Origin of the sequence: Brevibacterium sp. 2SA (assembly GCF_005502845.1) — a bacterium.
In the GTDB taxonomy this organism is placed as follows: Bacteria; Actinomycetota; Actinomycetes; order Actinomycetales; family Brevibacteriaceae; genus Brevibacterium.
On record NZ_SCMW01000043.1, the window covers coordinates 1 to 24,106 of the forward strand.

The following is a 24,106-nucleotide window of genomic DNA, read 5'->3' on the forward strand; positions in this document are numbered from 1 at the left end:
GGACCGCGCCGAGGTGGTCGTCCGGACCCGAATCCGCCCTCCTCGGAACCCCCGGAGACGCGCGGGCGGGAGATTTCTTCCACTTTCCTCCACGGGTCTGACCTGGGCGTTTATCGGGTTCTCAGGCGAAAGTGGGGTCAGGTGCTGGATTGGGTGGAGGGAAGTGGAGTACTGTGGTTGCTATCGGAGCCGATTGGTTTCGAAAGGGGTGAGACGACATGTTCTTGGGCACTCATATGCAGAAGCTCGACGACAAGGGTCGCCTCATCCTGCCCGCGAAGTTCCGCGACGAGCTCTCGCCCGGACTCGTTCTCACACGTGGCCAGGAGAACTGCCTCACCCTGTTCCCCACCACGGAGTTCGAAGCCGAGCACGAGCGGATCCAGAACGCGCCGAAGACGAACAAGGAGGCGCGCGACTACCAGCGCGTGTTCCTGTCAGCGGCCTTCGCGGACCAGCCGGACAAGCAGGGACGGATCACCGTTCCGCACATATTGCGGCAGTACGCATCACTCGACCGGGAAGTCGCGGTGATCGGCATGGGAAACCGAGTCGAGATCTGGGACGCCCCGACCTGGGAGGAGTACCTCGTCGGCGCGCAGCAGGCCTTCGCCGAACGCGAGAACGAGGTGATCCCCGGAGTGATCTGATTCTGCTCGGGCTCGATCCTTGCCCGCCGTGCATGGGGTTTCGGGGCACTTCCCCGGTTCCGAAGCACACCAGTCCTGACACACTTCCCCGGTGCCAGGGCCACGGCGGACAAGGTTCCGGCTCCAGCAGGACGCCCGGCCGGCAGGCCGGTTCAGACGGCCACCGACACACACCGACGACCACGCACGAAGGGCTCGACCATGAACGCACAGCATGTGCCAGTGCTCCTGGCCCGCGTGGTCGAGCTCATCGGCGTCGGCGTCGCGGCGGCCCGGGCACAGGGCATCACCCCTGTCGTCGTCGACGGCACGCTCGGGATGGGCGGTCACGCCGAGGCGGTGCTCACAGCCTTCCCAGACGTCCACCTCGTCGGCCTCGACCGCGACCAGGACGCCATCGCGATCGCCAGTGCGCGCCTGCAGCCGTTCGCCGACCGCACCGACATCGTCCACGCCGTCGACGACGAGCTCCCGAACGTCCTCGACGACCTCGGGATCGACGCGATCAGCGCGATCCTCCTCGACCTCGGCGTCTCCTCCCTCCAACTCGACGAGGACGAGCGCGGGTTCTCCTACTCCCGTCCGGCGCCGCTGGACATGCGGATGGACCAGACCCAGACACTGACCGCCGCCGAGGTGCTCGCGACCTACTCCGAGGCCGACCTCCGCCGCATCCTCCGGGACTACGGGGAGGAGAAGATGGCCGGGAAGATCGCGAAGATCATCGTCGCCGACCGCGGCCAGACGCCGTGGACGACCTCGGATCAGCTCGCGGCGATGCTCACCCGCGTCCTGCCCGACACGAAGAAGCGCTCCCACCCGGCCAAGCGGACGTTCCAGGCGCTGCGGATCGAGGTCAACGACGAACTCGGGGTGCTGCGGACCGCGCTGCCGGCAGCGCTCGATGCCCTCCACCTCGGCGGTGTTGCCGTCATCGAGTCCTACCAGTCGCTCGAGGACACGATCGTCAAGAAGATCTTCCGCGCCGGCACCCACACCCAGGCCCCACCGGACCTGCCCGTCGTGCCCGAGCACATGCAACCGTGGCTGCGGGAGATCGTGCGCGGCGCCGAAGTCGCCGATGAGGAAGAAGCGGAGAGCAATCCCCGCGCCAAGAGCGTGCGCCTGCGCGCCGTCGAGAAGATCAGGGAGGCACAGCCGTGAGTCACGCCCCAGCCGTCACCCGGCCACAGCACCGCACACCGGCGACGACGACGCCGGCGCCGCGCCTGCGGCTGCTGAAGTTCGAACTGCCGAAGTCGAAGCTGCCCTTCTCACTGCTGTGCCTGGGCATCCTCGTCACCGCGCTCGTCGCCGTCCTCCTGCTCAACATCTACATCTCCAACACCTCTTACCAGATCGATCAGCTCGGGGCGCAGAAGGAGCAGCTCGCCGAGGAGAAGGACCGCCTCGTCGAGGACAACTCCTACCGCGAGTCCCCGCAGAACATCGCGAAGGCCGCAGAGGAGCTCGGACTCGTCCGCGACACCTCCCCGGAGTTCCTCGACGCGAAGACCGGGAAGGTCATCGACGCCCCGCCGATCGACGAGAGCGGAGACAAGGAACCGGCAGTTGTGCCCGGACCGCGCGCCGATACCAGGGAAGACCTCCGGCCCAATCTACGATCGGATGAGACGCTGCCCGTCGTCGGCGGCAGCCCCAGCAAGGACATCGCGCCTCCCGCGCAGGTCGCTCCCAAGTGAGCGGCCCGCACAGCAGGCGACGGCAGTGACAGAGATTTGAGCCGATGAGGTAAGGACGAAGTATGGCCCCGCGGACACGCAAGGCGAAGAAGACTCCCAACCTCCGTCGCCGTGTCGCGGTCATCGCAGCCTTCTCGGCTCTCGTCCTCGTCATCACCGGGGTGCGCCTCATCTCGATCCAGGGCATGGATTCGATGAAGCTCGCCGAACAGGCCCTGGCCAACCGCCTCGTCACCCGCACCCTGCCCGCCGACCGCGGTCAGATCGTCGCATCCGACGGCACCGTGCTCGCCGACAGCGTCTCCCGCTACCAGGTCGTCGTCGACCAGCAGAACGTCGCCCAGTACAAGGTCGACGGCAAGCTCGTCGGCGCGTGGGGGGCAGCCGAGGCGCTCGCCGGCCCGCTCGACACCGACCCGGGTCTCCTCTACCCCGAACTCGTCGGGGACAAGCGGTGGAACCCGGTCGCCAAGGGTCTGACCTCGGAGACGTGGCGGGAGATCGACGACCTCGGCATCCTCGGCATCTCCGCCGAGGAGTACGCGGTGCGCTCGTACCCGTCCGGGGCGATCGCCGGCAACCTCGTCGGGTTCCTCAGCTCCGACGGCCAGGCGCAGGCGGGACTCGAACTCTCCTTCGATGAGGAGCTCAGCGGCCGCGACGGCAAGCAGCAGTACGAGCGCGGGGCACGCGGGGAGATCATCCCGCTCGGCGACAACAACATCGAGAACGCCGTGGACGGCTCCGGCATCCGCACGACGATCAATCCCGCGATGCAGTACTACGCCCAGCAGGCGATCGAGGAGCAGGTCAAGGCCCGCAAGGCCGAATCCGGCTCGATCGTCATCGAGGAGATCGGCACCGGCAGGATCGTCACCGCCGCCGACGCCCCGACCGTCGACCCGAACAACCCCGGCAAGGTCGACGGCGACGATCGCGGTTCGCGGATCTTCACCGACGTCTTCGAACCCGGGTCGACGGCGAAGATGGTCACCGCCGCCGCTCTCCTCGACCAGGGACTCGTCACCCCCGACCAGGAGTTCACGGTCCCCGACACGTGGACGGCGCCCAACGACGAGGAGTTCCGCGACTCCTCCCCGCACCCCGATCAGAAGCTCACGTTCGCCGGCATCCTCGCCGAATCCTCGAACACGGGAACGATCCTCGCCGGTCAGGCGCTCACCGAGGCCCAGCGCTACGAGTACCTCAAGAAGTTCGGATTCGGCTCGAAGTCCGCGGTCGACTTCCCGGGCGAGACCGGCGGCATCCTCCACCCCTACGAGGACTGGGACGGGCGCACGAAGTACACCGTGATGTTCGGCCAGGGCATGGCCGCGAACGCCCTGCAGACCACCTCGGTGATCGCGACGATCGCCAACGGGGGAGTGAGCGTTCCCGCCCGCCTCGTCGACGGCACGATCTCCCCGTCGGGCAAGACCATCCCGGTCCCCGCCGGAGAGCCCACGCGGGTCGTCAGCGAGAAGGCCGCCGACCAGACCCTGGCGATGCTCGAGGGCGTCGTCGCCGAGGGCACCGGCAAGTCCGCTGCCGTGTCCGGCTACCGGGTCGCGGGCAAGACGGGCACCGCCCAGGCGCCGGCCGCCGACGGCAGCGGCTACGACGGCTACACGGCCTCGTTCGTCGGCGTCATCCCCGCCGAGGACCCGAAGTTCGCGATCTCCGTGACTTTGCAGCGCCCCCGCGACGGCTACTACGGTGGTACCGCCGCCGCGCCCGTGTTCTCCGACGTCGCCGGCTTCGCGATGCGGCACTACAAGATCCCCCCATCCACGGAACAGCCCCAGCTCCCGCCACGAGAATGGAAATGATGCGCATCTCCCAGCTGCTCCCCGCAGCCCCCGGCACGATCCACGGCGACCCCGAACGCGAGGTCGCCGGGGTCTCCCACGACTCGCGCACCGTCGCCCCGGGCCAGCTCTACGCCGCCCTGCCCGGCGCGAACGTCCACGGCGCCCGCTTCGCCGCCGACCTCGTCGCCCGCGGAGTCACGGCGATCCTCACCGACCCCGCCGGCTGGGAGATCATCAGCACCGACGTGCCGGAGGACCAGCTCGCCGAGGTGACCGGACTCATCGTCGATGACCCCCGGGGCGTGCTCGGCTTCGTCTCCGCCGCGATCTACGGCACCTCGGTGACCCCGGAGCTCCTCGGCGTGACCGGGACGAACGGGAAGACGACGACGACGTACCTGCTCGCCGGTCTGCTCGAGGCGCTCGGGCGACGCACCGGGGTGATCGGCACCGTCGCGACCCTCATCGCCGGCACCGCGGTGCCGAGCGTCCGCACGACCCCCGAGGCTCCCGAACTCCACGCCCTGTTCGCGAAGATGCGCGCGGCCGACGTCGACACCTGCGCGATGGAGGTCTCCTCGCATGCGCTCACCCAGCACCGCGTCGACGGCGCCCACTTCGCCGTCGCCGGATTCACGAACCTCTCCCAGGACCACCTCGACTTCCACCACTCGATGGACGAGTACTTCGCGGCCAAGGCCCTGCTCTTCACCCGCGCCTTCTCCGACCGCGCCGTCATCGTCATCGAGGACGCCTGGGGGGAGCGGATGGCCGAGGCCGCGCAGATCCCCGTGCGCACGCTCGGTCGCGACGACCGCAGCGAGCTGCGCATCGACCACGTGCCGGGGGAGTCGGACTTCACCCTCCGCCTCGGCGACGGGACGCCGATCCCGCTGCGCTCACCCCTGCCCGGTGACTTCAACGTGACGAACACCGCGCTGGCTGCGGCCATGCTCGTCGAAGCGGGCCTCGCCCCTGCCGACCTGGCGGAGATCGGCCGGACCTTCACCGCCGCCGTGCCCGGCCGCATGGAGATCATCGACGTCGACCCGGCACCGGCGACCGGGCTGCCCCGGGCGATCGTCGACTACTCGCACACCCCCGATGCCATCGAGAAGGCCCTGGCCTCCCTCGACGCCGACAGCGACGAGCTCGTCATCGTCTTCGGCGCCGGCGGGGACCGCGACCCCGGCAAGCGCTTCGGCATGGGCGAGGCGGCGGCGCGCGGAGCCGATGTGATCGTTCTCACCGACGACAACCCGCGCACCGAGGATCCCGCCGCGATCCGGGCGGCCGTGCGGGAGGGGATCGAGGCGGCTGTCTCGTCCGGCGACGCGCGTGTGAAGAAGGTCATCGAAATCGCCGATCGGGGCGAGGCCATCGACACAGCGATTGCGACAGCAGACCCTGCAACGACCGTGCTCATCGCGGGCAAGGGGCATGAAACCGGCCAGACGATCGGCGCCGTCGTCACCGAATTCGATGACCGCACCCGGACACGCTCGGCGCTGACTGCGCGACTCGGCGGTCCGGAAACAGGTAAAGTTCACAGTTGATATGAAGCGACTGAGTGCAGCCGACATCGCAACCGCCGTCAACGGCGAGTTGTACGGCGTAGACCCCGAATCCCTGTTGAGTGCCGGAGTCGTCACCGACTCCCGCGAAGTCGGACCCGGCGACATCTACGTGGCCCGCCGCGGCGAGAACGTCGACGGCATCGAGTTCGCCGCCGCCGCCGTCGAGGCCGGTGCCGCACTGATCATCGGCGAATCCGTGCCCACCGTCGACGACCAGCCTCTGCCCACCGTCCTCGTCTCCGACGCCACCGAGGCGCTCGGGCGGCTGGCGAGTGCGAGCGTCGAGGCGCTGCGGGCCTCTGGCGAGATCACCGTCATCGCCATCACCGGCTCCGTCGGGAAGACGACGGTCAAGGACCTCGCCGCCGATCTCCTCGCCGGTGAGGCCCCGACCGTGTGGCCCCCGAACTCGTACAACAACGAGGTCGGGGTTCCGCTCACAGCCCTGCGCGCCGACGAGGAGACCCGATTCCTCGTCCTCGAGATGGGCGCCCGGTCGATCGGCAACCTCGCCTATCTCACCGGCCTCGTGCGTCCCGACATCGCCGTCGAACTCGCCGTGGGCACCGCCCACTCCGGAGTCTTCGGGTCGATCGAGAACACGGCCCGGGCGAAGGCCGAACTCGTCGAATCCCTCATCGCCGGCGGGACGGCCGTGCTCAACGCCGATGACCCCCGGGTCGCGGCGATGCACGAGGTGCTCGCCCCCGACGTGACGACGCTGTGGTTCTCCCAGCGCGAGTCGCTGCCCGACTGGGTCGGCGCCGACGACGCCGTGGTGCGGGCGACGGGAGTCTCCACCGACGCCTCCGGCCACCCCTCGTTCGTCCTCCACCTGCCCGGGGAGGAACCGCAGGAGGTGCGCCTGGCCCTCGTCGGCGAACACCACGTCGGCAACGCGCTGGCCGCTGCCGCCGTCGCGTCCGCGTGCGGGGTCGGTGTGAAGTCGATCGTCACGACGCTCGCGACCTCGTCTGCGGCGAGCCGGTGGCGGATGGAGCTCATCGATTCGCCGAGCGGCGTCACCGTGCTCAACGACGCCTACAACGCCAATCCCGAATCGATGCGCGCCTCGCTCAAGGCGCTCGCGGCGATGGGCCGCGGCGACGAGGAGTCCCGCCCCCGGCGGACCTTCGCCGTGCTCGGGGAGATGCTCGAACTCGGCGACGAGTCGATCAGCGCCCATGCCGACATCGGCGAACTCGTCGTCCGCCTCAACATCACCCGCACCATCGTCGTCGGAGAGGGCGCCAAGCCGATCTTCAACGCCGCGAACCTCGAAGGCTCGTGGGGCAATGAGGCGTCGTGGGTGGCCACTGCCGCCGAAGCGAAGGATCTGCTCACCGCAGAGCTCACCGCCGGCGACATCGTTCTGTTCAAGTCCTCACGCGATGCCGGCCTGCGGTATCTCGGGGACGACATCGCCGGCGTCTCGGGGGCCCAATGATCGCGGTGCTGCTCGCGGCCTGTGTCGCACTCGTCCTCGCGCTCGTCGGGACCCCGCTCTTCATCCGGGTCCTCGTCAAGCGCGGCTATGGTCAGTTCGTCCGTGACGACGGCCCGACGACGCACGCGACGAAACGCGGAACCCCGACGATGGGCGGTGTCGTCATCATCGGCGCCGCGATCATCGCCTACCTCCTCGGCCATCTGCTCACCGGTTCGGTGCCCACCGCCTCGGGACTCCTCGTCCTGTGGCTGGCCGCCGGCCTCGGCATCGTCGGCTTCCTCGACGACTTCATCAAGATCAGGAAGCAGCGCTCCCTCGGTCTGCGCCCCGTGCCGAAGCTGCTCGGCCAGGCCTTCGTCGGCATCTCGTTCGCCGTCATGGCCCTCCAGTTCCCCAACTCGTTCGGGGAGACCCCGGCGTCGACGAAGATCTCCTTCATCCGGGACACGAACCTCGATCTCGCCTTCGCCGGCGGCGCGCTCGGCCTCGTCCTCTTCATCATCTGGGCGAACCTCATCGTCACCGCCGTGTCGAACGCCGTCAACCTCACCGACGGCCTCGACGGTCTCGCCGCCGGCGCCTCGGCCGTCGTCTTCGCCGCCTACGTCGTCATCGGCACCTGGCAGTCGACGCAGAACTGCAACCTCATGTCCGAGGCGACGAACGCGTGCTACTACATGCGCGATCCGCGCGACCTCGCGATGGTCGCCGGCGCCATGGCCGCCGCCTGCTTCGGCTTCCTGTGGTGGAACACCTCGCCGGCGAAGATCTTCATGGGCGACACCGGGTCGCTCGCGATCGGCGGCGCCATCGCCGGCCTGGCGATCATGTCCCGGACCCAGCTGCTCCTCGTCGTCCTCGGCGGCCTCTTCGTCATCATCACCCTCTCCGTGATCATCCAGGTCGCCTCGTTCAAGACCACCGGCAAACGCGTCTTCCGCATGGCGCCCCTCCAGCACCACTTCGAACTCAAGGGGTGGGCCGAGGTGACGATCGTCGTCCGGTTCTGGATCATCGCCGCGCTCTTCGTCATCGCCGGAGTCTGCCTCTTCTACGCCGAATGGGTGGCGCGCATTGGCGGATGACCTCGCAACCGACTACCCGCTGGCCGACCGGATCCCCGCGGCGCTGAGCGGACCGACGTCGTCGCTCAACGGGCTGCGGATCCTCGTCACCGGCTTCGGCGTCACCGGGTTCCCCGCCGCCGTCCACCTCGCCGAACGCGGCGCCGAGGTGGTCCTCATCGACGGGGACGCGACGAAGGACATGGCGGAGAAGACCGCAATCCTCGAGGTCTTCGACGTCGACATCCGCCGCGGACCCGAGGCCGTGACCGGACTGCCCGAGGGCACGTTCGACCTCGTCGTCACCTCACCCGGATGGACCCCGGACCAGCCGGTGCTCGCCGCGGCGATCGCCGCCGGCATCCCCGTCATCGGCGAGGTCGAACTCGCGTGGCGGATCCGCGGGACGAACGACGCGGCCTGGCTGGCGATCACCGGGACGAACGGGAAGACCACGACGACGACGATGCTCGAGTCGATGCTGCTCGCCGCGGGACTGCGCGCGAAGGCGTGCGGCAACATCGGCGCCCCGCTCCTCGAAGCCGTCCTCGAACCCGGCCTCGAGGTGCTTGCGATCGAACTCTCGAGCTTCCAGCTCCACTGGGAGTTCTCGATGTCGGCGACCTCCGCGGTCGTCCTCAACCTCGCCCCCGACCACGTCGACTGGCACGGCAGCGTCGACGCGTACGCCCGTGACAAGGCGAAGATCTACGAACACGTCCGCGACGCCTGCGTCTACAACGTCGCCGACCCGGCGACGAAGACGATGGTGGAGAACGCCGAGGTCGTCGCCGGGGCCCGGGCGATCGGCTTCACGACCGGGATCCCCGCCCCCGGTGAGCTCGGCGTCGTCGACGACCTCCTCGTCGACCGGGCCTTCATCCCGCAGCGGTACACGGCTGCCGCCGAGATCGCCTCACTCGCCGACGTCGCCCAGGCAGCAGGCACCCCGGGACAGCGACCCGCCGACCACCAGATCGCCAACGCGCTGGCCGCCGCCGCCCTCGCCCGCAGCATCGACGTGCCCGGCCAGGCGATCGCCGCGGGCCTGCAGAACCATGCCCTCGGCGCCCACCGCATGGTCACCGTGGCCGAGACCGACGGCGTCCGCTGGGTCGATGACTCGAAGGCGACGAACACCCACGCCGCCGCGGCATCGCTCGCGAGCTTCGACCCCATCGTGTGGATCGCCGGCGGCCTGCCCAAGGGCGCGGACTTCACCGAGCTCTTCGCCGCCAACGCCGACCGGCTCAAGGCGCTCATCCTCATCGGCGCCGACGACGCGGCGTTCCGCTCGGCCGCCGCCGCAGGCGCCCCCGACCTCGACATCGTCCGCATCGACCCGTTGCCCGAGGACCCGGGGACCGACCCCGCCGCCCGCGGCGCCGCCGTCATGGACGCCGCCGTCGCCGCCGCCTGGAGGATCGCCGTCCCCGGCGACACCGTGCTGCTCGCCCCCGCCGCGGCGAGCATGGACCAGTTCCTCAACTACAGCACCCGAGGCGAGCTCTTCGCCCACGCCGTCGAGCAGCTGCCAGGACGCTGACATGGGACGGCAGAGCACGACGCGACGCCGACCGAGCGCGGACTCGGCTCCGGTCGACGCCCCGACCAGGACCGACCGCGGAGGAAAGACGACGACTCCAGCGGGCGGAACAGCGTCGCGTGCGAACGCGGCTGCCGCGAAGAAGCCTGCCGCGAAGAAGCCCAAAGGCAAGAAGGCGGCCGCGCAGAAGCCTGCCGCGAAGAAGCCCAGAGCCACGATGCCGTGGGCGAAGAAGTCCGGGACGAAGACGACCAGCGCGAAGACGACCGGCGCGACGCCGACGACCGCGCAGACGACCACCGGTGGGCAGGCTCAGGTGACGAGCGCACCCGACTCCGGGACCGCCTCGGCGCCGGGGACGACACGGCGGCGCGGGATTCCCGGCAGGGCGCTGCTGCGTTCCGTCGTCGCCGAATACCGGACGATCTCCGCGAATCCGCTCGCGACGTACTACCTCATCCTCATCTCCGTCGTGGCGCTGACCGGGCTCGGCCTCGTCATGGTGCTCTCGGCCTCCTCGATCACGTCGTACGACGGGGGAGAGGGCTCCTCGTTCGAGTACTTCAACAAGCAGGCGGGCTTCGCGGCCGTCGGCTTCGCCCTCCTCATCGCCGCGTCCTTCGTGCCGCTGAGCCTGTGGAAGAAGCTCGCATGGCCGGCGATCGGCCTCGGGGTGCTCATGCAGGCCGCCGTGTTCATTCCCGGCTTCGGCAAGGAGACGAAGGGCAACGCGAACTGGATCCAGCTCGGCTCCTTCCAGCTCCAGCCCTCCGAGTTCCTCAAGATCGCCCTGGCCGTGTGGCTCGGCTGCGTGCTCGCGAACAAGTTCGGGAAGATGACGACGTTCACGCACGCGATGATCCCCGTCGTGCCCGGCATCGCCGTGGCCGTCGGCCTCGTCGTCGCCGGCAACGACCTCGGCACCGCACTCGTCCTCATGGCCATCGCCTTGGCCTGCCTCTTCATCGGCGGCTTCCCGATGAAGCACTTCCTCCTCCTCCTCGCCGGCCTCGGGGCGGTCACCGCGTTCTACGTGCTCAGCTCCGAGAACCGGCTCGACCGTCTCGCCCTCGCGATCACCGGGCACGCCGACCAGGCGGCGATCGACACGACGGGTCAGGCGTGGCAGTCCAACCACGGGCTCTTCTCACTCGCCTCGGGCGGCTGGTTCGGCGTCGGCCTCGGGGCAAGCCGGGAGAAGTGGTCGTGGCTGCCCGAAGCGCACAACGACTTCATCTTCGCCATCATCGGCGAGGAGCTCGGCCTCGTTGGCACGATCCTCGTCCTCCTCGTCTTCACCGTCCTCGCCTTCGGCCTCATCCGCGTCATGCTGCGCGCTGAGAGCCTGTTCGCGAAGATCACCACGGCAGGCCTCTTCGCGTGGCTCATCGGCCAGGCGGCCATCAACGTCGGCGTCGTCGCCGGCCTCCTGCCCGTCATCGGGCTGCCCCTGCCGTTCGTGTCCTACGGCGGATCCTCGATCATCGCCTCCCTGCTCGCCGTCGGAGTCATCCTCTCCTTCGCGCGCACGGAGAAGGGGGCCCCCGAGGCGATCCGCGCCCACAAGGACCGCGTGCGGTCCTCATTCGCCGTCCTGGCCAGGAGAGCTCCCGGCCGGAAGAAGAAGGAGTGAGATGACGACGAGCATCCTGCTGGCCGGTGGCGGCACCACCGGCCACATCTCGCCGATGCTGGCCATCGGCGAGGAACTGCGGCAGCGCCTCGACGGCGCCGATGTGTTCGCCCTCGGCACCGCCGACGGACTCGAGACCTCGATCGTGCCCGCCGCCGGGTTCGAGCTTGTCACGATCGACAAGGTGCCGATGCCGCGGCGGCTGACCCCCGGTCTCCTGCGCTTCCCGAAGGCGTTCGCCGACAACATCGCCGCGGTGCGCCGGATCATCGCCGACCGCGGCGTCGACGCCGTCGTCGGCGTCGGCGGCTACGTGTGCCCGCCGGCCTACCTCGCCGCGAAGCAGGCGAAGGTGCCCATCATCATCCACGAGGCGAACGCGAAGCCGGGAATGGCGAACCGCCTCGGCGCGATGCTGACGAAGCCGGGACGGGTCGGGGTGACGTTCCCCGACACGACGCTGAGGAACTCGACGCTCGTCGGGATGCCGATGCCCGCGCAGATCTCCACCCTGGACCGCAGCGACCCCGGCGTCCGGGACGCCGCCCGGACTGCGCTGGGTCTGCGTCCCGACCTGCCCGTCCTCGTCGTCACCGGCGGCTCCTCGGGGGCCCAGCGGATCAACGAGGCGTTCGAGGAAGCAGCCGCGGCGTGCCAGGCCGCAGGCATCCAGGTCCTCCACATCACCGGCGCGGGCAAGGGCGAGTCCCTGCGACAGGCCACAGCCGAGCTGCCCGACTACCATGTCGTCGACTACGTCGACGGAATGGAGAAGGTCTACGCGGCCGCCGACCTCCTCGTCGCCCGGTCCGGGGCGGCCACTGTCGCCGAGACGACCGTCGTCGGGGTCCCGGCGATCTACGTCCCGCTGCCGATCGGCAACGGCGAACAGCGGCTCAACGCCGCCTCGAGCGCGGCCGCCGGCGGCTCGCAGATCGTCGACAACGCCGACTTCACCGCGGCGACGGTCACCGACGTCGTCCTCCCGCTCATCGCCGACGAGGCGCGTCTTGAGCAGATGAGCCGCGCCGCCAGAGGCCTCCATTACCCCACCGACGCCGCGGCCGCAATGGCCGACATCACGACCGCCGCCCTGAGAGGATGACCATGAGCCAGTCCGAGATCGTCCCCGTCGCCGAACTGGGCGCCGTCCACTTCATCGGCATCGGCGGGTCGGGCATGTCCGGGATCGCCCGGATCATGGCGATGAACGGCGTCGAGGTCTCCGGCTCCGACGCGAAGGAGTCCGCCGTCGTCGACATCCTCCGGGCGCTCGGCGCCCGCGTCGACATCGGCCACGACGCCGACCACCTCGGCGCTGCCGACACCCTCGTCGTGTCCTCGGCGATCCGGGCCGACAACCCCGAACTCGTCGCCGCCCGTCAGCGGGGCCTGCGGATCCTCCACCGCTCCGGAGCCCTCGCCTCCCTCATGGCCGGCCGGACCGCCGTCGCCGTGGCCGGCACCCACGGGAAGACGACGACGACGTCGATGACCACCGTCGCGCTCCAGGCCTGCGGGCTCGACCCCTCGTTCGTCATCGGCGGGGTGCTCTCGACGACAGGCACGAACGCCCACCTCGGCACCGGTGATGTCTTCGTCGCCGAGGCGGACGAATCGGACGGCTCGTTCCTCCTCTACGAACCGGCGATCGGGATCCTCACCAACGTCGAAGCCGACCACCTCGACCACTACGGCACCGCGGAGAACGTCCGGCAGGCCTTCGTCGACTTCACCGCCGGCATCGGCGCTCGCGGCGGCACGGTCATCGCCTGCGCCGACGACCCCGGTTCCCGGGATGTCGCCGAGGAGGCCCGCCGTCAGGGCACCGCCGTCCTCCTCTACGGCACCGCCGACGACGCCGACATCCGCATCGTCGACCTCGTCTCGGGACTCGGCTCGGAATTCGAACTCGTCATCCCCGGGCGGGGGACCGCGCTGCCGATCACCCTGCGCCAACCCGGCGCCCACAACGCGCGCAACGCGACCGCCGCGGTCGCCGTGGCCCACGCGCTCGGCGCCGACGTCGAGAAGGCCGCCGCCGGACTCGCCGGCTACGGCGGCACCCGCCGCCGCTTCGAGGAGCGGGGGATCGCGGCCGGCGTCCGGGTCATCGACGACTACGCCCACCACCCGACCGAGCTGCGCGCGGTGCTCACCGCCGCCCGTGGGGTCGTCACCGACGAGGGACGCGTGTGGGCGGTGTTCCAGCCCCACCTCTACTCGCGCACCGCGGAATTCAAAGCCGAGTTCGGGGAGGCTCTCGGACTCGCCGACGAGGTCGTCGTCCTCGACGTCTTCCCGGCCCGGGAGGATCCGGTGCCCGGGGTGACCGGCAACCTCATCGCCGAACGCGTCCCCCATTCGCATGTGACGTTCCTCGAATCCTTCGCCGACGCCGTGCCCTTCGTCGCCGAGCGCGTGCGCCCCGGCGACCTCGTGCTCACCGTCGGCGCCGGCGATGTGACGATCCTCGGCCCCGAGATCCTCGCCGCCCTGGAGAAGTGAGACCCGTGCCGCTCGCACCCCCACGAGTCGGCGACGACTCGACGGCCGACCTCACCGGGATCATCCGCGCCCGCCGCCGGCGGGTGTGGGCCAAACGGCTGACCGCGATCGGCATCGTCGTCGCGGTGCTCGCGCTGGCCGCGGTGGCCTGGTTCTCACCCGTCCTCGCGCTCTCTGCCGTCGAGGTCGAGGACACCGAGCTCGTCACCGGCTCCGAGGTCTCGGACTTCGTGCTGACCGAACACGCCGGCACACCGCTGCCGCAGCTGCGTCCGGGCACGATCGAGTCCGAGGTCGAGAAGCAGTTCCCCCGCGCCGAGGACGCCTCCGTCCACTACGCGGGACCGCGGAGCCTGCGGATCACGATCACCGACCGGACCCCGGTCGTCGCGGTCTCCTCAGCCGGCGGCTTCATCCTCTACGACGCCGAGGCGGTCGACCTCGGATCCGTCGACACGGCCCCCGACGGCCTCACCGTCCTCGAAGCGGACACCCCCGACGAGGAGACCGTGAGCGCGGTCATCCGCTTCATGTCGACCCTCGGTGAGGACCTGCGCGGCAGCCTGACCACCGTGAAGGCCGACAGCGAGCAGGGCCTGTCGGGGACGATCGACACCGGAGACGCGCAGGCCTCCGTCGTCTTCGGCGACAGCGAGGACGCGAGCCTGAAGATGCGCACCGCGCTCCAGCTCGCCGCCGAGGGCCGCACCGAGATCGACGTCTCCGTGCCCTCGGTGCCCGTCACCGACTGATCCGATATGCTCCGACACACCGGGGAGGAAACTGGCCGAACTCCGGCTCTCCGGGGAGAATGGTTGCAGTGTCATCGCCTTGGGCCACCGGCCTGAAGGATGAGAGACGTCGAACAATGCACGCTTGAGACCGCGTGGACGATGCGCGTGAGAAGAGGAACCGACTTGGCTGAATTCCCACAATCCGGAGCGGATATCAAAGTCGCCGGCACAGGCGGCGGCGGTGTCAACGCTGTCCAGAGGATGATCGACGTCGGCCTGCGGGGCGTGGAATTCATCGCGATCAACACCGATGCGCAGGCCCTCGTCCTCTCCGATGCCGACGTCAAGCTCGAGATCGGCCGCGACCAGACCCGCGGCCTCGGCGCCGGCGCGGACCCGGAGATCGGCCGCAAGGCCGCCGAATCGAGCGAGGACGCGATCCGCGACGCCCTCGAAGGCGCGGACATGGTCTTCGTCACCGCCGGTGAGGGCGGCGGCACCGGAACCGGTGCGGCACCCGTCGTCGCCCGGGTCGCCCGCTCTCTCGGCGCCCTGACGATCGGCGTCGTCACCCGCCCCTTCACGTTCGAGGGCCGCCGCCGCTCGGCGCAGGCCGAAGCCGGCATCGCCGCGCTGCGCGAAGAGGTCGACACCCTCATCGTCATCCCCAACGACCGCCTGCTCTCGATCTCCGACCGCAGCGTCTCCGTCGTCGAGGCCTTCCGCTCCGCCGACGAGGTCCTGCGCTCCGGTGTCCAGGGCATCACGGACCTCATCTCCGTGCCGGGACTGATCAACCTCGACTTCGCCGACGTCAAGTCCGTCATGCAGGACGCGGGCACCGCGCTCATGGGCATCGGCGCCGCGACCGGCGACGACCGCGCCGTCCAGGCCGCGGAGTCCGCGATCGCCTCGCCGCTGCTCGAAGCGAGCATCGACGGTGCCCACGGTGTGCTCTTCTGCATCCAGGGCGGCGCCGACCTCGGCCTCTTCGAGGTCAACGAGGCCGCGCGCCTCGTCCAGGAGGCCGCCCACCCCGAGGCGAACATCATCTTCGGCGCCGTCATCGACGACAACATCGGCGACGAGTGCCGCGTCACCGTCATCGCCGCCGGCTTCGACAACACCGTGCCCGGCCAGGACGGCAACGTCGTCGAGGCCGTGCCCGCCGGTGTCGGTGCCGCGTCCGGTGCCGCCGCGTCGTCCTCGCCGGTCATCGAATCGGAGGCCGAGAGCGTCGAGGTCACCGACCCCGAGCCCGCCGCCGCTCCCGAGCCGCGTCGTGAGGAGCACCAGATCCCCACGTCGCTGCCGAACGAACGGAGCACCTCGAGCCTCGACAACGACCTCGACATCCCCGACTTCCTCAAGTAAGCCATGCTGCACTCGAGGTTCGTCGTGCCCGGTCGGCAGACGGCACACGTCGCCTTCACCGACCGGCACGGCGGATATTCGAGCGGGGACTTCTCCTCCTTCAACCTCGCCCGGCACGTCGGTGACGACGAGGAGCTCGTCGCCGCCAACCGGTCGGCGCTCGCTCAGGTGCTCGGCCTCAGTGCCGAGCGCCTCAGCTTCGTATCCCAGGTCCACGGCACCGCCGTCCACGAGGTCACCGCACCCGCCGATGCCCGGGCCGGCGCCGAGGCGGACGCCCAGGTCACCGCCCAGCCCGGAATCGGGCTCGTCATCATGGTCGCCGACTGCACCCCCGTGCTCCTCGCCGACACCGAGGCAGGCGTCATCGGTGCCGTCCACGCCGGGCGCCCCGGGATGGCCGCCGGCGTCGTGCCGGAGACGCTCGCGCGGATGCGCGCCCTCGGGGCCGAGACCATCCATGCGGTCATCGGTCCCTCGGTCTGCCCGCGCTGCTACGAGGTCCCCGCCGAACTGCGCGACGAGGTGGCCGCCGTCGAACCCGTGGCCGCCTCGGTGTCGGTGTCAGGTACTCCCGCCCTCGACGTCGCCGGCGCGGTCGCCGAACAGCTGCGTCGGGAGGGAGCGGTCATCGACCACTTCTCCCGGACGTGCACGAAGGAATCCGAGGACCTCTACTCCTACCGCCGGCAGCAGCGCACCGGTCGGTTCGCGGGAGTCATCTGGCTCCAGTGAGCCGGAAGTCGGGGAGATTTCCCGGCGACACACCGGCGGGGCACCGGGACGCGTGCTCTCCGGTGCGATAGTTTTGCCGCAGATGTGGAACCGCTGAAGGCCGAGGAGCGTTGAGAATGTCAGCAATCAAGAAAACACTCGAATACCTGGGATTCGTCGAAGAGGACGACGAGACCGTCGAGCGCCAGACCCGCGACGACCGTCGTGAGGAGCGCCGCGGACGCGAGGTCATCGAGACCTTCGACGAGCCCGAGCAGGAGCCCGTCGCCCGGGAGGAGCGGCCGCCGGCACAGGTGACCCCCATTCACCCGACTCCGATTCGTCCAGTCGACACTCCGGCGCCAGGGAGCTCCATGAATCGCATCAAGACCATCCATCCCCGCAGCTACAACGATGCCATGGTCATCGGCGCCGCGTTCCGCGACGGCACCCCGGTGATCATGAATCTCTCCGAGATGGACGAGAACAACTCGAAGCGCCTCGTCGACTTCTCCGCGGGTCTGATCTTCGGACTCCACGGATCGATCGAACGGGTGACGAACAAGGTGTTCCTCCTCACACCGGAGAACATCGAAGTCAGCGGTGAGAGCGAAGCCGACGGAGATTCGCAGGCGAGCTTCTTCAACCAGAGCTGATGAGCGTTCGCACGCCCCGGTCTGAGCGGTTCCTCAGCTGGAGCGTATAGGCTGGGGCCTGCAGTCAGATCAGCAACGACGAAAGACGCGAGGATCCCACGTGGCCATCATCTTCTACATCCTCGGCACGGCGCTCAGCCTCTATGTGTACGTGCTCCTGGCTCGGGTCGTGCTCGACCTCGTCCAGGTGTTCTCCCGCGAGTGGAGGCCCAAGGGCTTCTTCCTCGTGCTCGCCGAGATCGTCTACACGCTCACCGATCCGCCGCTCAAGCTCCTGCGGAAGGTCATTCCGCCGCTGCGGCTCGGCCAGATCTCGCTCGATCTCGGTTTCATCGTCCTCCTCATCGGCATCCAGATCCTCGCCTCGGTCCTCTTCAGCCTCTCCCAGAGCTCGGTCTGAGACATCGGTTCCGGCCGCTGGTCGGATGGTGTGTCGCGTGATCAGCAACGACGCCTGATGGAATTTCCGTTTCCGCCCGGCGTGGCGGAGCATTTCTGCACGACAAATGCTCTGGTGTTACGCTATTGTGACGTTGAAGCCGTCCCGCGCGGACGGCAGTGAAATGAATGCAGATCGACCAAAGGTGACCTCATGGCGCTCACGCCTGAAGACGTAGTAAACAAGCGGTTCCAGCATGTGAAGTTCCGCGACGGATACGACCAGGATGAGGTCGATGACTTCCTCGACGAGGTCGTCGTCGAACTTCGACGCCTCTACCAGGAGAACGACGAACTGCGTCAGAAGCTCTCCGCTGCCGAACAGCGGGTCAAGGAGCTCGAATCGGGTGGCGCCGCGAAGGCAGCCCCCGCCCAGGACATCGACGCCACCCAGGCGATGCCTGCCGCCGTGCCGGCGCCGGACACCTCGAAGGACGCCCCTGCACCGAAGGCCGACCAGGCTCCCGCAGCCCCGGCCGCCCCTGCCGCCGAGGAGCCCAAGGCTCCCGTCGTCAAGGAAGCCGCTCCCGCTCCGAAGCAGACCGACTCGGCTCCTGCCGTCTCGGCTGCCGTTCCCGCTGCCGGAGCCGGTGCCGCCGCGGCCTCTGCCGGCGAGAACGACTCGCACGGACTCATCGCGCTGGCCCAGCGCGTCCACGACGAGCACGTCGCCGAAGGTGAGCGCAAGCGCGCCGAACTCATCAAGGGCGCCGAGAAGGAAGCTCAGGACATCGTCGGCAAGGCCGAGGCCAAGCGCGACGAGACCCTCTCGAGCCTCGAGACGCAGAAGTCGCAGCTCGAGCGCTCGATCGACCAGCTCTCGAACTTCGAGCGCCAGTACCGCACGCGCCTGAAGAGCTACCTCAACGATCAGCTCCGCGACCTCGAGAACTCGACGAGCCTCGCTCCCGAGACCCTCGACGGCAACTCGTTCGGATCCTCGAGCAACAAGCTCTGATCCGACGCACCGAGCTCCACGGGGCCGGAGGACTCATCCGAGTCCTCCGGCCCCGTCGTCGTTGACGGTCCGGAGGCTGTCGCCGCGCGTCGGCCTGCGGGCCGGCCACGCGCGGGCCGCACGTCCCGATCGTGCGCCGTTCCTGCGCGTGAAATGGGAATCGCCGCAGGCGCGGTCGGCTAGAATGATCCGAATGAACGAAGACCGCCCGGTGCCGGTACGGCGTCGACAGAAGCTGCTCTGGACACTGTTCGGCATCGCCGCAGCGATCCTCGCGTTCGACCAGCTGACGAAGCAGCTCGCCATCGCCTTCCTCGAAGGCCGCCCCTCGATCCCCGTCATCGGGAACCTCGCCGGATTCGCCTTCTACCGCAACCCCGGAGCCGCCCTCGGCCTCGGCGCGAACATGACGTGGGTCTTCCCGCTCATCGCCGTCGCCGTCTTCATCGCCATCCTCTTCCTCTCCCGCAAGCTCGGCTCACGGGGCTGGGCGATCGGACTCGGCCTGCTGCTCGGCGGCCTCTTCGGCAACCTCGTCGATCGGCTCTTCCGGCAGCCGGGGTTCCCCAACGGCGCCGTCGTCGACTTCATCGACCTCTCGCTCTTCATCTGCAACTTCGCCGACGTCGCGATCTCGGCGGCCGCGGTGACGCTCATCATCGCCAGCCTCCGCGGCATCGAACTCGACGGTTCGCACCGGGTGGCCGCCACCGCGGAGAAGGAGGACTCCCATGACTGAACGCTCGATCCTCGTTCCCGAGGGGCTCGAGGGCCAGCGGGTCGATGCGGCGCTGTCGAAGCTGCTCGGCCTCTCGCGCACCGCCGCCGCCGACATCTGCGCCGACGGGGGAGTCCAACTCGACGGCCGGGTCGTCGGCAAATCCGATCGCGTCGTCGCCGGCGCCCGCATCGACGTCATGCTTCCCGAACCCAAACGTCCGCTCGAGGTCGTCGCCGACCCTGTGCCCGGCATGCGCATCGTCTATGACGACGATTCGTTCGTCGTCGTCGACAAGCCCGTCGGCGTCGCCGCGCACCCGGCCATCGGCTGGACCGGACCGACCGTCGTCGGCGGCCTCGCCGCGGCCGGCTACCGGATCGCGACCTCGGGGGCGCCTGAGCGGCAGGGCATCGTCCAGCGTCTCGACGTCGGCACCTCGGGGCTCATGGTCGTCGCGAAGAGCGAATACGCCTACAGCGTGCTCAAGCGGGCGTTCAAGGAGCGCACGGTCGAGAAGACCTACCACGCCCTCGTCCAGGGTCTGCCCGACCCCGTCGTCGGCACGATCGATGCCCCGATCGCCCGCCACCCCCGCCACGACGGCCTCTACGCCGTCCACAGCGAGGGCAAGCATGCGATCACCCACTACGAGGTCATCGAGGCGCACCGCCGCGCCGCTCTCCTCGAGATCCACCTCGAGACCGGCCGCACCCACCAGATCCGCGTGCACTTCTCAGCCCTGGGGCGCCCGTGCGCCGGGGACCTGCCCTACGGCGCGGACCCCGTCCTCGCGAAGGAGCTGGGGCTGACGCGACAGTGGCTGCACGCGCTGCGACTCGGCTTCCACCACCCGGAGACGGGGGAGTGGGTCGAGTTCGAAAGCGAGTATCCCGCCGACCTCCAAGAGGCCCTCGACCGGATCCGGGAGAGCTGAGCCCATGGTTTAAGCTGAGTGGGCATCGCAGGTCATTGGCAAGGGATCCGCAAGGGAAGGCAGAGCGTGCCGAACGACGATTTCGTCCATCTTCACGTCCACACCGAATACTCCATGCTCGACGGGGCGGCCCGCCTCGGCGACCTCATGGCCGCGACGAAGGCGTCGGGCATGTCGGCGATCGCGACGACCGACCACGGGTACCTCTTCGGCGCCTTCGACTTCTGGTCGCAGGCGACGAAGGCCGACATCAAGCCGATCATCGGCGTCGAAGCCTACGTCACCCCCGGCACCGCCCGTGACGACAAGACCCGCGTGAAGTGGCGGACCGAGGAGTCGCAGAAGAGCGACGACCTCTCCGGCGGCGGCCTCTACACGCACATGACCCTGCTGTCGAAGAACAACACGGGCATGCGCAACCTCTTCAAGGCCTCCTCGGTGGCCTCCCTCGATTCGGTCACGGCGAAGTGGCCGCGCCTCGACCAGGACCTCCTCGAGACCTACTCGGAGGGACTCATCGCCACCACCGGCTGCCCGTCCGGGGAGATCCAGACCCGGCTGCGCCTGGGCCAGTACGAGGAGGCGAAGGCCGCGGCGGGGAAGTACCGGGAGATCTTCGGGGCCGAGAACTACTTCTGCGAGCTCATGGACCACGGTCTGTCGATCGAGAGACGGGTGACGAAGGACCTGCTGCGGCTGGCGAAGGAGATGGACATCCCGCTCGTCGCCACGAACGATCTCCACTACACCCACGAATCCGATGCGAAGGCCCATGAGGCCCTGCTCGCGATCCAGTCGGGCTCGAAGCTCATCGAGCCGACCTACGATCAGGGCGGCTCGCGCTTCGCCTTCTCCGGATCCGGCTACTACCTCAAGACGCCGGCGGAGATGCGGGAGCTCTTCAAGGAGATGCCCGAGGCGTGCGACAACACGCTGGCGATCGCGGAGATGTGCGAGGTCTCCTTCGACACCTCGGCGAACTACATGCCGAAGTTCCCCACCCCGGCCGGGGAGGACGAGACGTCGTGGCTGGTCAAAGAGGTGCAGAAGGGGCTCGAGTACCGATACCCGAACGGGATCCCCGACGACGTCCGCAAACAGGCGGACTACGAGCTCGACATCATCATCTCCATGGGCTTCCCCGGGTACTTCCTCGTCGTCGCCGACTTCATCAACTGGTCGAAGGACAACGGCATCCGCGTCGGTCCCGGCCGCGGCTCCGGCGCCGGGTCGATGGTCGCGTACGCGATGCGCATCACCGACCTCGACCCGCTCCAGCACGGCCTCTACTTCGAGCGCTTCCTCAACCCCGACCGCGTCTCGATGCCCGACTTCGACGTCGACTTCGATGATCGCCGCCGCGGCGAGGTCATCGAATACGTCACCCGCAAGTACGGTGACGAGCGCGTGGCGATGATCGTCACCTACGGCACGATCAAGACGAAGCAGGCGCTCAAGGACTCCGCCCGGGTGCTCGGCAAGCCGTTCTCCCTCGGCGAGCGGCTGACGAAGGCGCTGCCGCCGGCGGAGATGGCCAAGGACATCCCGCTCGCCGACATCGAGAACCCGGACGCGAAGCGGTTCAAGGAGGCCGGCGAGTTCCGGGCCCTCGTCGACTCCGAAGCCGATGCCCGCGAGACCTTCGAGACCGCGAAGGGCCTCGAGGGCCTGAAGCGGCAGTGGGGCGTCCACGCCGCCGGGGTCATCATGTCCTCGGACCCGATCATCGACGTCATCCCGATCATGCGCCGGTTCCAGGACGGGCAGGTCATCACCCAGTTCGACTACCCGACGTCCGAGGGCCTGGGGCTCATCAAGATGGACTTCCTCGGGCTGCGCAACCTGACGATCATCTCCGACGCGGTCGAGAACATCCGGGCCAACCGGGACTTCGAACTCGACCTCGAACACCTCGAACTCGACGACCGCGGGGCCTACGAGCTGCTCACGCGCGGTGACACCCTCGGCGTCTTCCAGCTCGACGGCGGCGGCCTGCGGGCCCTGCTGCGGATGATGAAGCCGGACAACTTCGAGGACATCTCGGCGACCCTGGCCCTCTACCGTCCCGGCCCGATGGGCGCGGACTCGCACACGAACTACGCGCTGCGCAAGAACGGCCTCCAGGAGGTCACGCCGATCCATCCGGAGCTCGCCGAGCCGCTCAAGGAGATCCTCGACACGACCTTCGGCCTCATCATCTACCAGGAGCAGGTGATGGCGATCGCGCAGAAGGTCGCCGGGTACTCGCTCGGTCAGGCCGACATCCTCCGTCGCGCGATGGGCAAGAAGAAGAAGTCCGAACTCGACAAGCAGCAGGTCGGCTTCTTCGGCGGCATGAAGGAGCGCGGCTACTCCGAGGCCGCCGCGCAGGCCCTGTGGGACATCCTCCTGCCGTTCTCCGACTACGCGTTCAACAAGGCGCACTCGGCCGCGTACGGCGTCGTCTCCTACTGGACGGCCTACCTCAAGGCCCACTACACCGCCGAGTACATGGCCGCCCTGCTCACCTCGGTGGGCGACAACAAGGACAAGCTCGCGATCTACCTCAACGAGTGCCGCCGGCTCGGCATCACCGTGCTGCCGCCGGACGTCAACGACTCCGCGCTCCACTTCACCCCGGTCGGGGAGGACATCCGCTTCGGCATGGGTGCGGTGCGCAACGTCGGGGCCAACGTCGTCGACGGGATCGTCGCGGCCCGCGAGGAGAAGGGCGCGTACACCTCGTTCACGGACTTCCTCGACAAGGTGCCGAGCCACGTGTGCAACAAGCGCACGATCGAATCGCTCATCAAGGCCGGCGGCTTCGACTCCCTCGGACACACCCGCCGCTCCCTCGTCGAGATCCACGAGGAGGCCGTCGACTCCGTCATCGGCGTCAAGCGCAAGGAGGCGATCGGCGAGTTCGATCTCTTCGCCGGTCTCGACGGCGGTGACGACGGCCCGAGCTTCTCCGTGGCGATCCCCGATCGTCCCGAATGGGAGAAGAAGGAGAAGCTCGCGTTCGAACGCGACATGATCGGCCTCTACGTCTCCGACCATCCCCTCAACGGGCTCGAAGGGGTGCTCGCCGCGGAGTCGGATGCCTCGATCGCCGAGGTGGTCGACCCCGAATCGCACCGTCCCGACGGTTCGCAGATCAAGGTCTGCGGGATGATCACGCAGGTCACCCGCAAGGTGTCGAAGAACTCGGGCAAGCCGTACGCGATCGTCACGCTCGAGGACCTCGACGCCGAGGTCGAGGTCATGTTCTTCGGTGACACGTACGAACCCGTGGCGAGCCTGCTCGCGACCGATCTCGTCATCTCCCTGACCGGTCGGATCCGCCAGTCCGACGACCGGCCGACTTCGCTCATGGCGATGTCGATGACGATTCCCGACATCACCGACCCGGGGGATCGTCCGCTCAACCTCATCATGCCGATGGAGAAGGCCACCGAGGAGATGGCGGAGAAGCTGCGTCGTATCCTCGAGGCGAACAAGGGCCAGACCGACGTCCACCTCGTGCTCACCCAGCCCGGCAAGCACACCGTGATGCGGCTCGACCGCTCGATCCGCGTCGACCCCAACCCGAGCCTCTACGGCGATCTCAAGGCCCTCCTCGGGTCGCGCTGCCTGAGCGCCTGAGGCGGGTCCGG

At 68.9% G+C, this 24,106-nt stretch carries 20 protein-coding genes; all 20 read left to right on the forward strand.

Annotated elements, in window-relative coordinates; translation table 11 throughout:
• Window positions 1-218: 218 nt before the first annotated feature.
• The gene (gene mraZ / locus FFS20_RS13510; RefSeq protein ID WP_040342214.1) at window positions 219-650 is read left to right on the forward strand and encodes a division/cell wall cluster transcriptional repressor MraZ; all 432 of its coding nucleotides are present in this window, start codon (window positions 219-221) and stop codon (window positions 648-650) included.
• 201 nt (window positions 651-851) lie between these two features.
• Window positions 852-1,814, forward strand: coding sequence for a 16S rRNA (cytosine(1402)-N(4))-methyltransferase RsmH (gene rsmH, locus FFS20_RS13515; RefSeq protein ID WP_137826362.1), 963 nt, complete (start codon window positions 852-854; stop codon window positions 1,812-1,814).
• Window positions 1,811-2,353: a hypothetical protein gene (locus FFS20_RS13520; protein WP_249356850.1), complete on the forward strand. Its 543-nt coding sequence runs from the start codon at window positions 1,811-1,813 to the stop codon at window positions 2,351-2,353. The genes rsmH and FFS20_RS13520 overlap by 4 nt, the downstream gene beginning before the upstream one ends.
• Window positions 2,354-2,415: 62 nt before the next feature.
• Window positions 2,416-4,182 carry a penicillin-binding protein 2 gene (locus FFS20_RS13525; protein WP_137826363.1) on the forward strand — a complete coding sequence of 589 codons (1,767 nt, stop codon included), beginning with the start codon at window positions 2,416-2,418 and terminating at the stop codon, window positions 4,180-4,182.
• A complete protein-coding gene (locus tag FFS20_RS13530) occupies window positions 4,182-5,720 on the forward strand; it encodes a UDP-N-acetylmuramoyl-L-alanyl-D-glutamate--2,6-diaminopimelate ligase (protein WP_249356851.1) in 1,539 nt (512 codons plus the stop codon). Before FFS20_RS13525 ends, FFS20_RS13530 begins: the two co-directional genes overlap by 1 nt.
• A gap of 1 nt (window position 5,721) precedes the next feature.
• Window positions 5,722-7,188: a UDP-N-acetylmuramoyl-tripeptide--D-alanyl-D-alanine ligase gene (gene murF, locus FFS20_RS13535; protein WP_137826365.1), complete on the forward strand. Its 1,467-nt coding sequence runs from the start codon at window positions 5,722-5,724 to the stop codon at window positions 7,186-7,188.
• Window positions 7,185-8,276, forward strand: coding sequence for a phospho-N-acetylmuramoyl-pentapeptide-transferase (gene mraY, locus FFS20_RS13540; protein WP_137826366.1), 1,092 nt, complete (start codon window positions 7,185-7,187; stop codon window positions 8,274-8,276). Before murF ends, mraY begins: the two co-directional genes overlap by 4 nt.
• On the forward strand, window positions 8,266-9,801 hold the full coding sequence (gene murD, locus FFS20_RS13545) for a UDP-N-acetylmuramoyl-L-alanine--D-glutamate ligase (RefSeq protein WP_137826367.1): 1,536 nt from the start codon (window positions 8,266-8,268) through the stop codon (window positions 9,799-9,801). Before mraY ends, murD begins: the two co-directional genes overlap by 11 nt.
• A 1-nt stretch (window position 9,802) precedes the next feature.
• Window positions 9,803-11,434 (forward strand): putative lipid II flippase FtsW, encoded by a 1,632-nt coding sequence (gene ftsW, locus FFS20_RS13550; protein WP_249356852.1) that lies wholly within the window; start codon window positions 9,803-9,805, stop codon window positions 11,432-11,434.
• 1 nt (window position 11,435) lies between these two features.
• Window positions 11,436-12,539 (forward strand): UDP-N-acetylglucosamine--N-acetylmuramyl-(pentapeptide) pyrophosphoryl-undecaprenol N-acetylglucosamine transferase, encoded by a 1,104-nt coding sequence (locus FFS20_RS13555; protein WP_137826368.1) that lies wholly within the window; start codon window positions 11,436-11,438, stop codon window positions 12,537-12,539.
• Window positions 12,540-12,541: 2 nt separating this feature from the next.
• Window positions 12,542-13,942 (forward strand): UDP-N-acetylmuramate--L-alanine ligase, encoded by a 1,401-nt coding sequence (murC, locus tag FFS20_RS13560; protein WP_137826369.1) that lies wholly within the window; start codon window positions 12,542-12,544, stop codon window positions 13,940-13,942.
• A 5-nt stretch (window positions 13,943-13,947) separates the two neighbouring features.
• Window positions 13,948-14,694, forward strand: coding sequence for an FtsQ-type POTRA domain-containing protein (locus tag FFS20_RS13565; protein ID WP_137826370.1), 747 nt, complete (start codon window positions 13,948-13,950; stop codon window positions 14,692-14,694).
• A gap of 165 nt (window positions 14,695-14,859) precedes the next feature.
• Window positions 14,860-16,050: a cell division protein FtsZ gene (ftsZ, locus tag FFS20_RS13570; protein WP_137826371.1), complete on the forward strand. Its 1,191-nt coding sequence runs from the start codon at window positions 14,860-14,862 to the stop codon at window positions 16,048-16,050.
• A gap of 3 nt (window positions 16,051-16,053) precedes the next feature.
• The gene (pgeF, locus tag FFS20_RS13575) at window positions 16,054-16,785 is read left to right on the forward strand and encodes a peptidoglycan editing factor PgeF (protein WP_137826372.1); all 732 of its coding nucleotides are present in this window, start codon (window positions 16,054-16,056) and stop codon (window positions 16,783-16,785) included.
• A gap of 116 nt (window positions 16,786-16,901) precedes the next feature.
• A complete protein-coding gene (sepF, locus tag FFS20_RS13580) occupies window positions 16,902-17,420 on the forward strand; it encodes a cell division protein SepF (RefSeq protein ID WP_137826373.1) in 519 nt (172 codons plus the stop codon).
• Window positions 17,421-17,520: 100 nt separating this feature from the next.
• On the forward strand, window positions 17,521-17,820 hold the full coding sequence (locus tag FFS20_RS13585) for a YggT family protein (protein WP_137826374.1): 300 nt from the start codon (window positions 17,521-17,523) through the stop codon (window positions 17,818-17,820).
• Between the two features lie 192 nt (window positions 17,821-18,012).
• The gene (locus FFS20_RS13590) at window positions 18,013-18,816 is read left to right on the forward strand and encodes a DivIVA domain-containing protein (protein WP_137826375.1); all 804 of its coding nucleotides are present in this window, start codon (window positions 18,013-18,015) and stop codon (window positions 18,814-18,816) included.
• A gap of 193 nt (window positions 18,817-19,009) precedes the next feature.
• On the forward strand, window positions 19,010-19,555 hold the full coding sequence (locus FFS20_RS13595) for a signal peptidase II (RefSeq protein WP_137826376.1): 546 nt from the start codon (window positions 19,010-19,012) through the stop codon (window positions 19,553-19,555).
• A complete protein-coding gene (locus FFS20_RS13600; protein ID WP_137826377.1) occupies window positions 19,548-20,471 on the forward strand; it encodes an RluA family pseudouridine synthase in 924 nt (307 codons plus the stop codon). The genes FFS20_RS13595 and FFS20_RS13600 overlap by 8 nt, the downstream gene beginning before the upstream one ends.
• A gap of 66 nt (window positions 20,472-20,537) precedes the next feature.
• Window positions 20,538-24,095 (forward strand): DNA polymerase III subunit alpha, encoded by a 3,558-nt coding sequence (dnaE, locus tag FFS20_RS13605; protein WP_137826378.1) that lies wholly within the window; start codon window positions 20,538-20,540, stop codon window positions 24,093-24,095.
• The last annotated feature ends 11 nt before the right edge of the window (window positions 24,096-24,106 follow it).

Excerpts from the sequence above, each read along its gene's own strand:
- murF (WP_137826365.1), top strand. The coding sequence starts at position 5,722 with ATGAAGCGACTGAGTGCAGCCGACATCGCAACCGCCGTCAACGGCGAG.
- murC (WP_137826369.1), top strand. The coding sequence starts at position 12,542 with ATGAGCCAGTCCGAGATCGTCCCCGTCGCCGAACTGGGCGCCGTCCAC.
- FFS20_RS13525 (WP_137826363.1), top strand. The coding sequence starts at position 2,416 with ATGGCCCCGCGGACACGCAAGGCGAAGAAGACTCCCAACCTCCGTCGC.
- ftsW (WP_249356852.1), top strand. The coding sequence starts at position 9,803 with ATGGGACGGCAGAGCACGACGCGACGCCGACCGAGCGCGGACTCGGCT.
- mraY (WP_137826366.1), top strand. The coding sequence starts at position 7,185 with ATGATCGCGGTGCTGCTCGCGGCCTGTGTCGCACTCGTCCTCGCGCTC.
- FFS20_RS13590 (WP_137826375.1), top strand. The coding sequence starts at position 18,013 with ATGGCGCTCACGCCTGAAGACGTAGTAAACAAGCGGTTCCAGCATGTG.
- FFS20_RS13600 (WP_137826377.1), top strand. The coding sequence starts at position 19,548 with ATGACTGAACGCTCGATCCTCGTTCCCGAGGGGCTCGAGGGCCAGCGG.
- FFS20_RS13530 (WP_249356851.1), top strand. The coding sequence starts at position 4,182 with ATGCGCATCTCCCAGCTGCTCCCCGCAGCCCCCGGCACGATCCACGGC.
- FFS20_RS13555 (WP_137826368.1), top strand. The coding sequence starts at position 11,436 with ATGACGACGAGCATCCTGCTGGCCGGTGGCGGCACCACCGGCCACATC.
- mraZ (WP_040342214.1), top strand. The coding sequence starts at position 219 with ATGTTCTTGGGCACTCATATGCAGAAGCTCGACGACAAGGGTCGCCTC.
- pgeF (WP_137826372.1), top strand. The coding sequence starts at position 16,054 with ATGCTGCACTCGAGGTTCGTCGTGCCCGGTCGGCAGACGGCACACGTC.
- FFS20_RS13595 (WP_137826376.1), top strand. The coding sequence starts at position 19,010 with ATGAACGAAGACCGCCCGGTGCCGGTACGGCGTCGACAGAAGCTGCTC.
- rsmH (WP_137826362.1), top strand. The coding sequence starts at position 852 with ATGAACGCACAGCATGTGCCAGTGCTCCTGGCCCGCGTGGTCGAGCTC.
- sepF (WP_137826373.1), top strand. The coding sequence starts at position 16,902 with ATGTCAGCAATCAAGAAAACACTCGAATACCTGGGATTCGTCGAAGAG.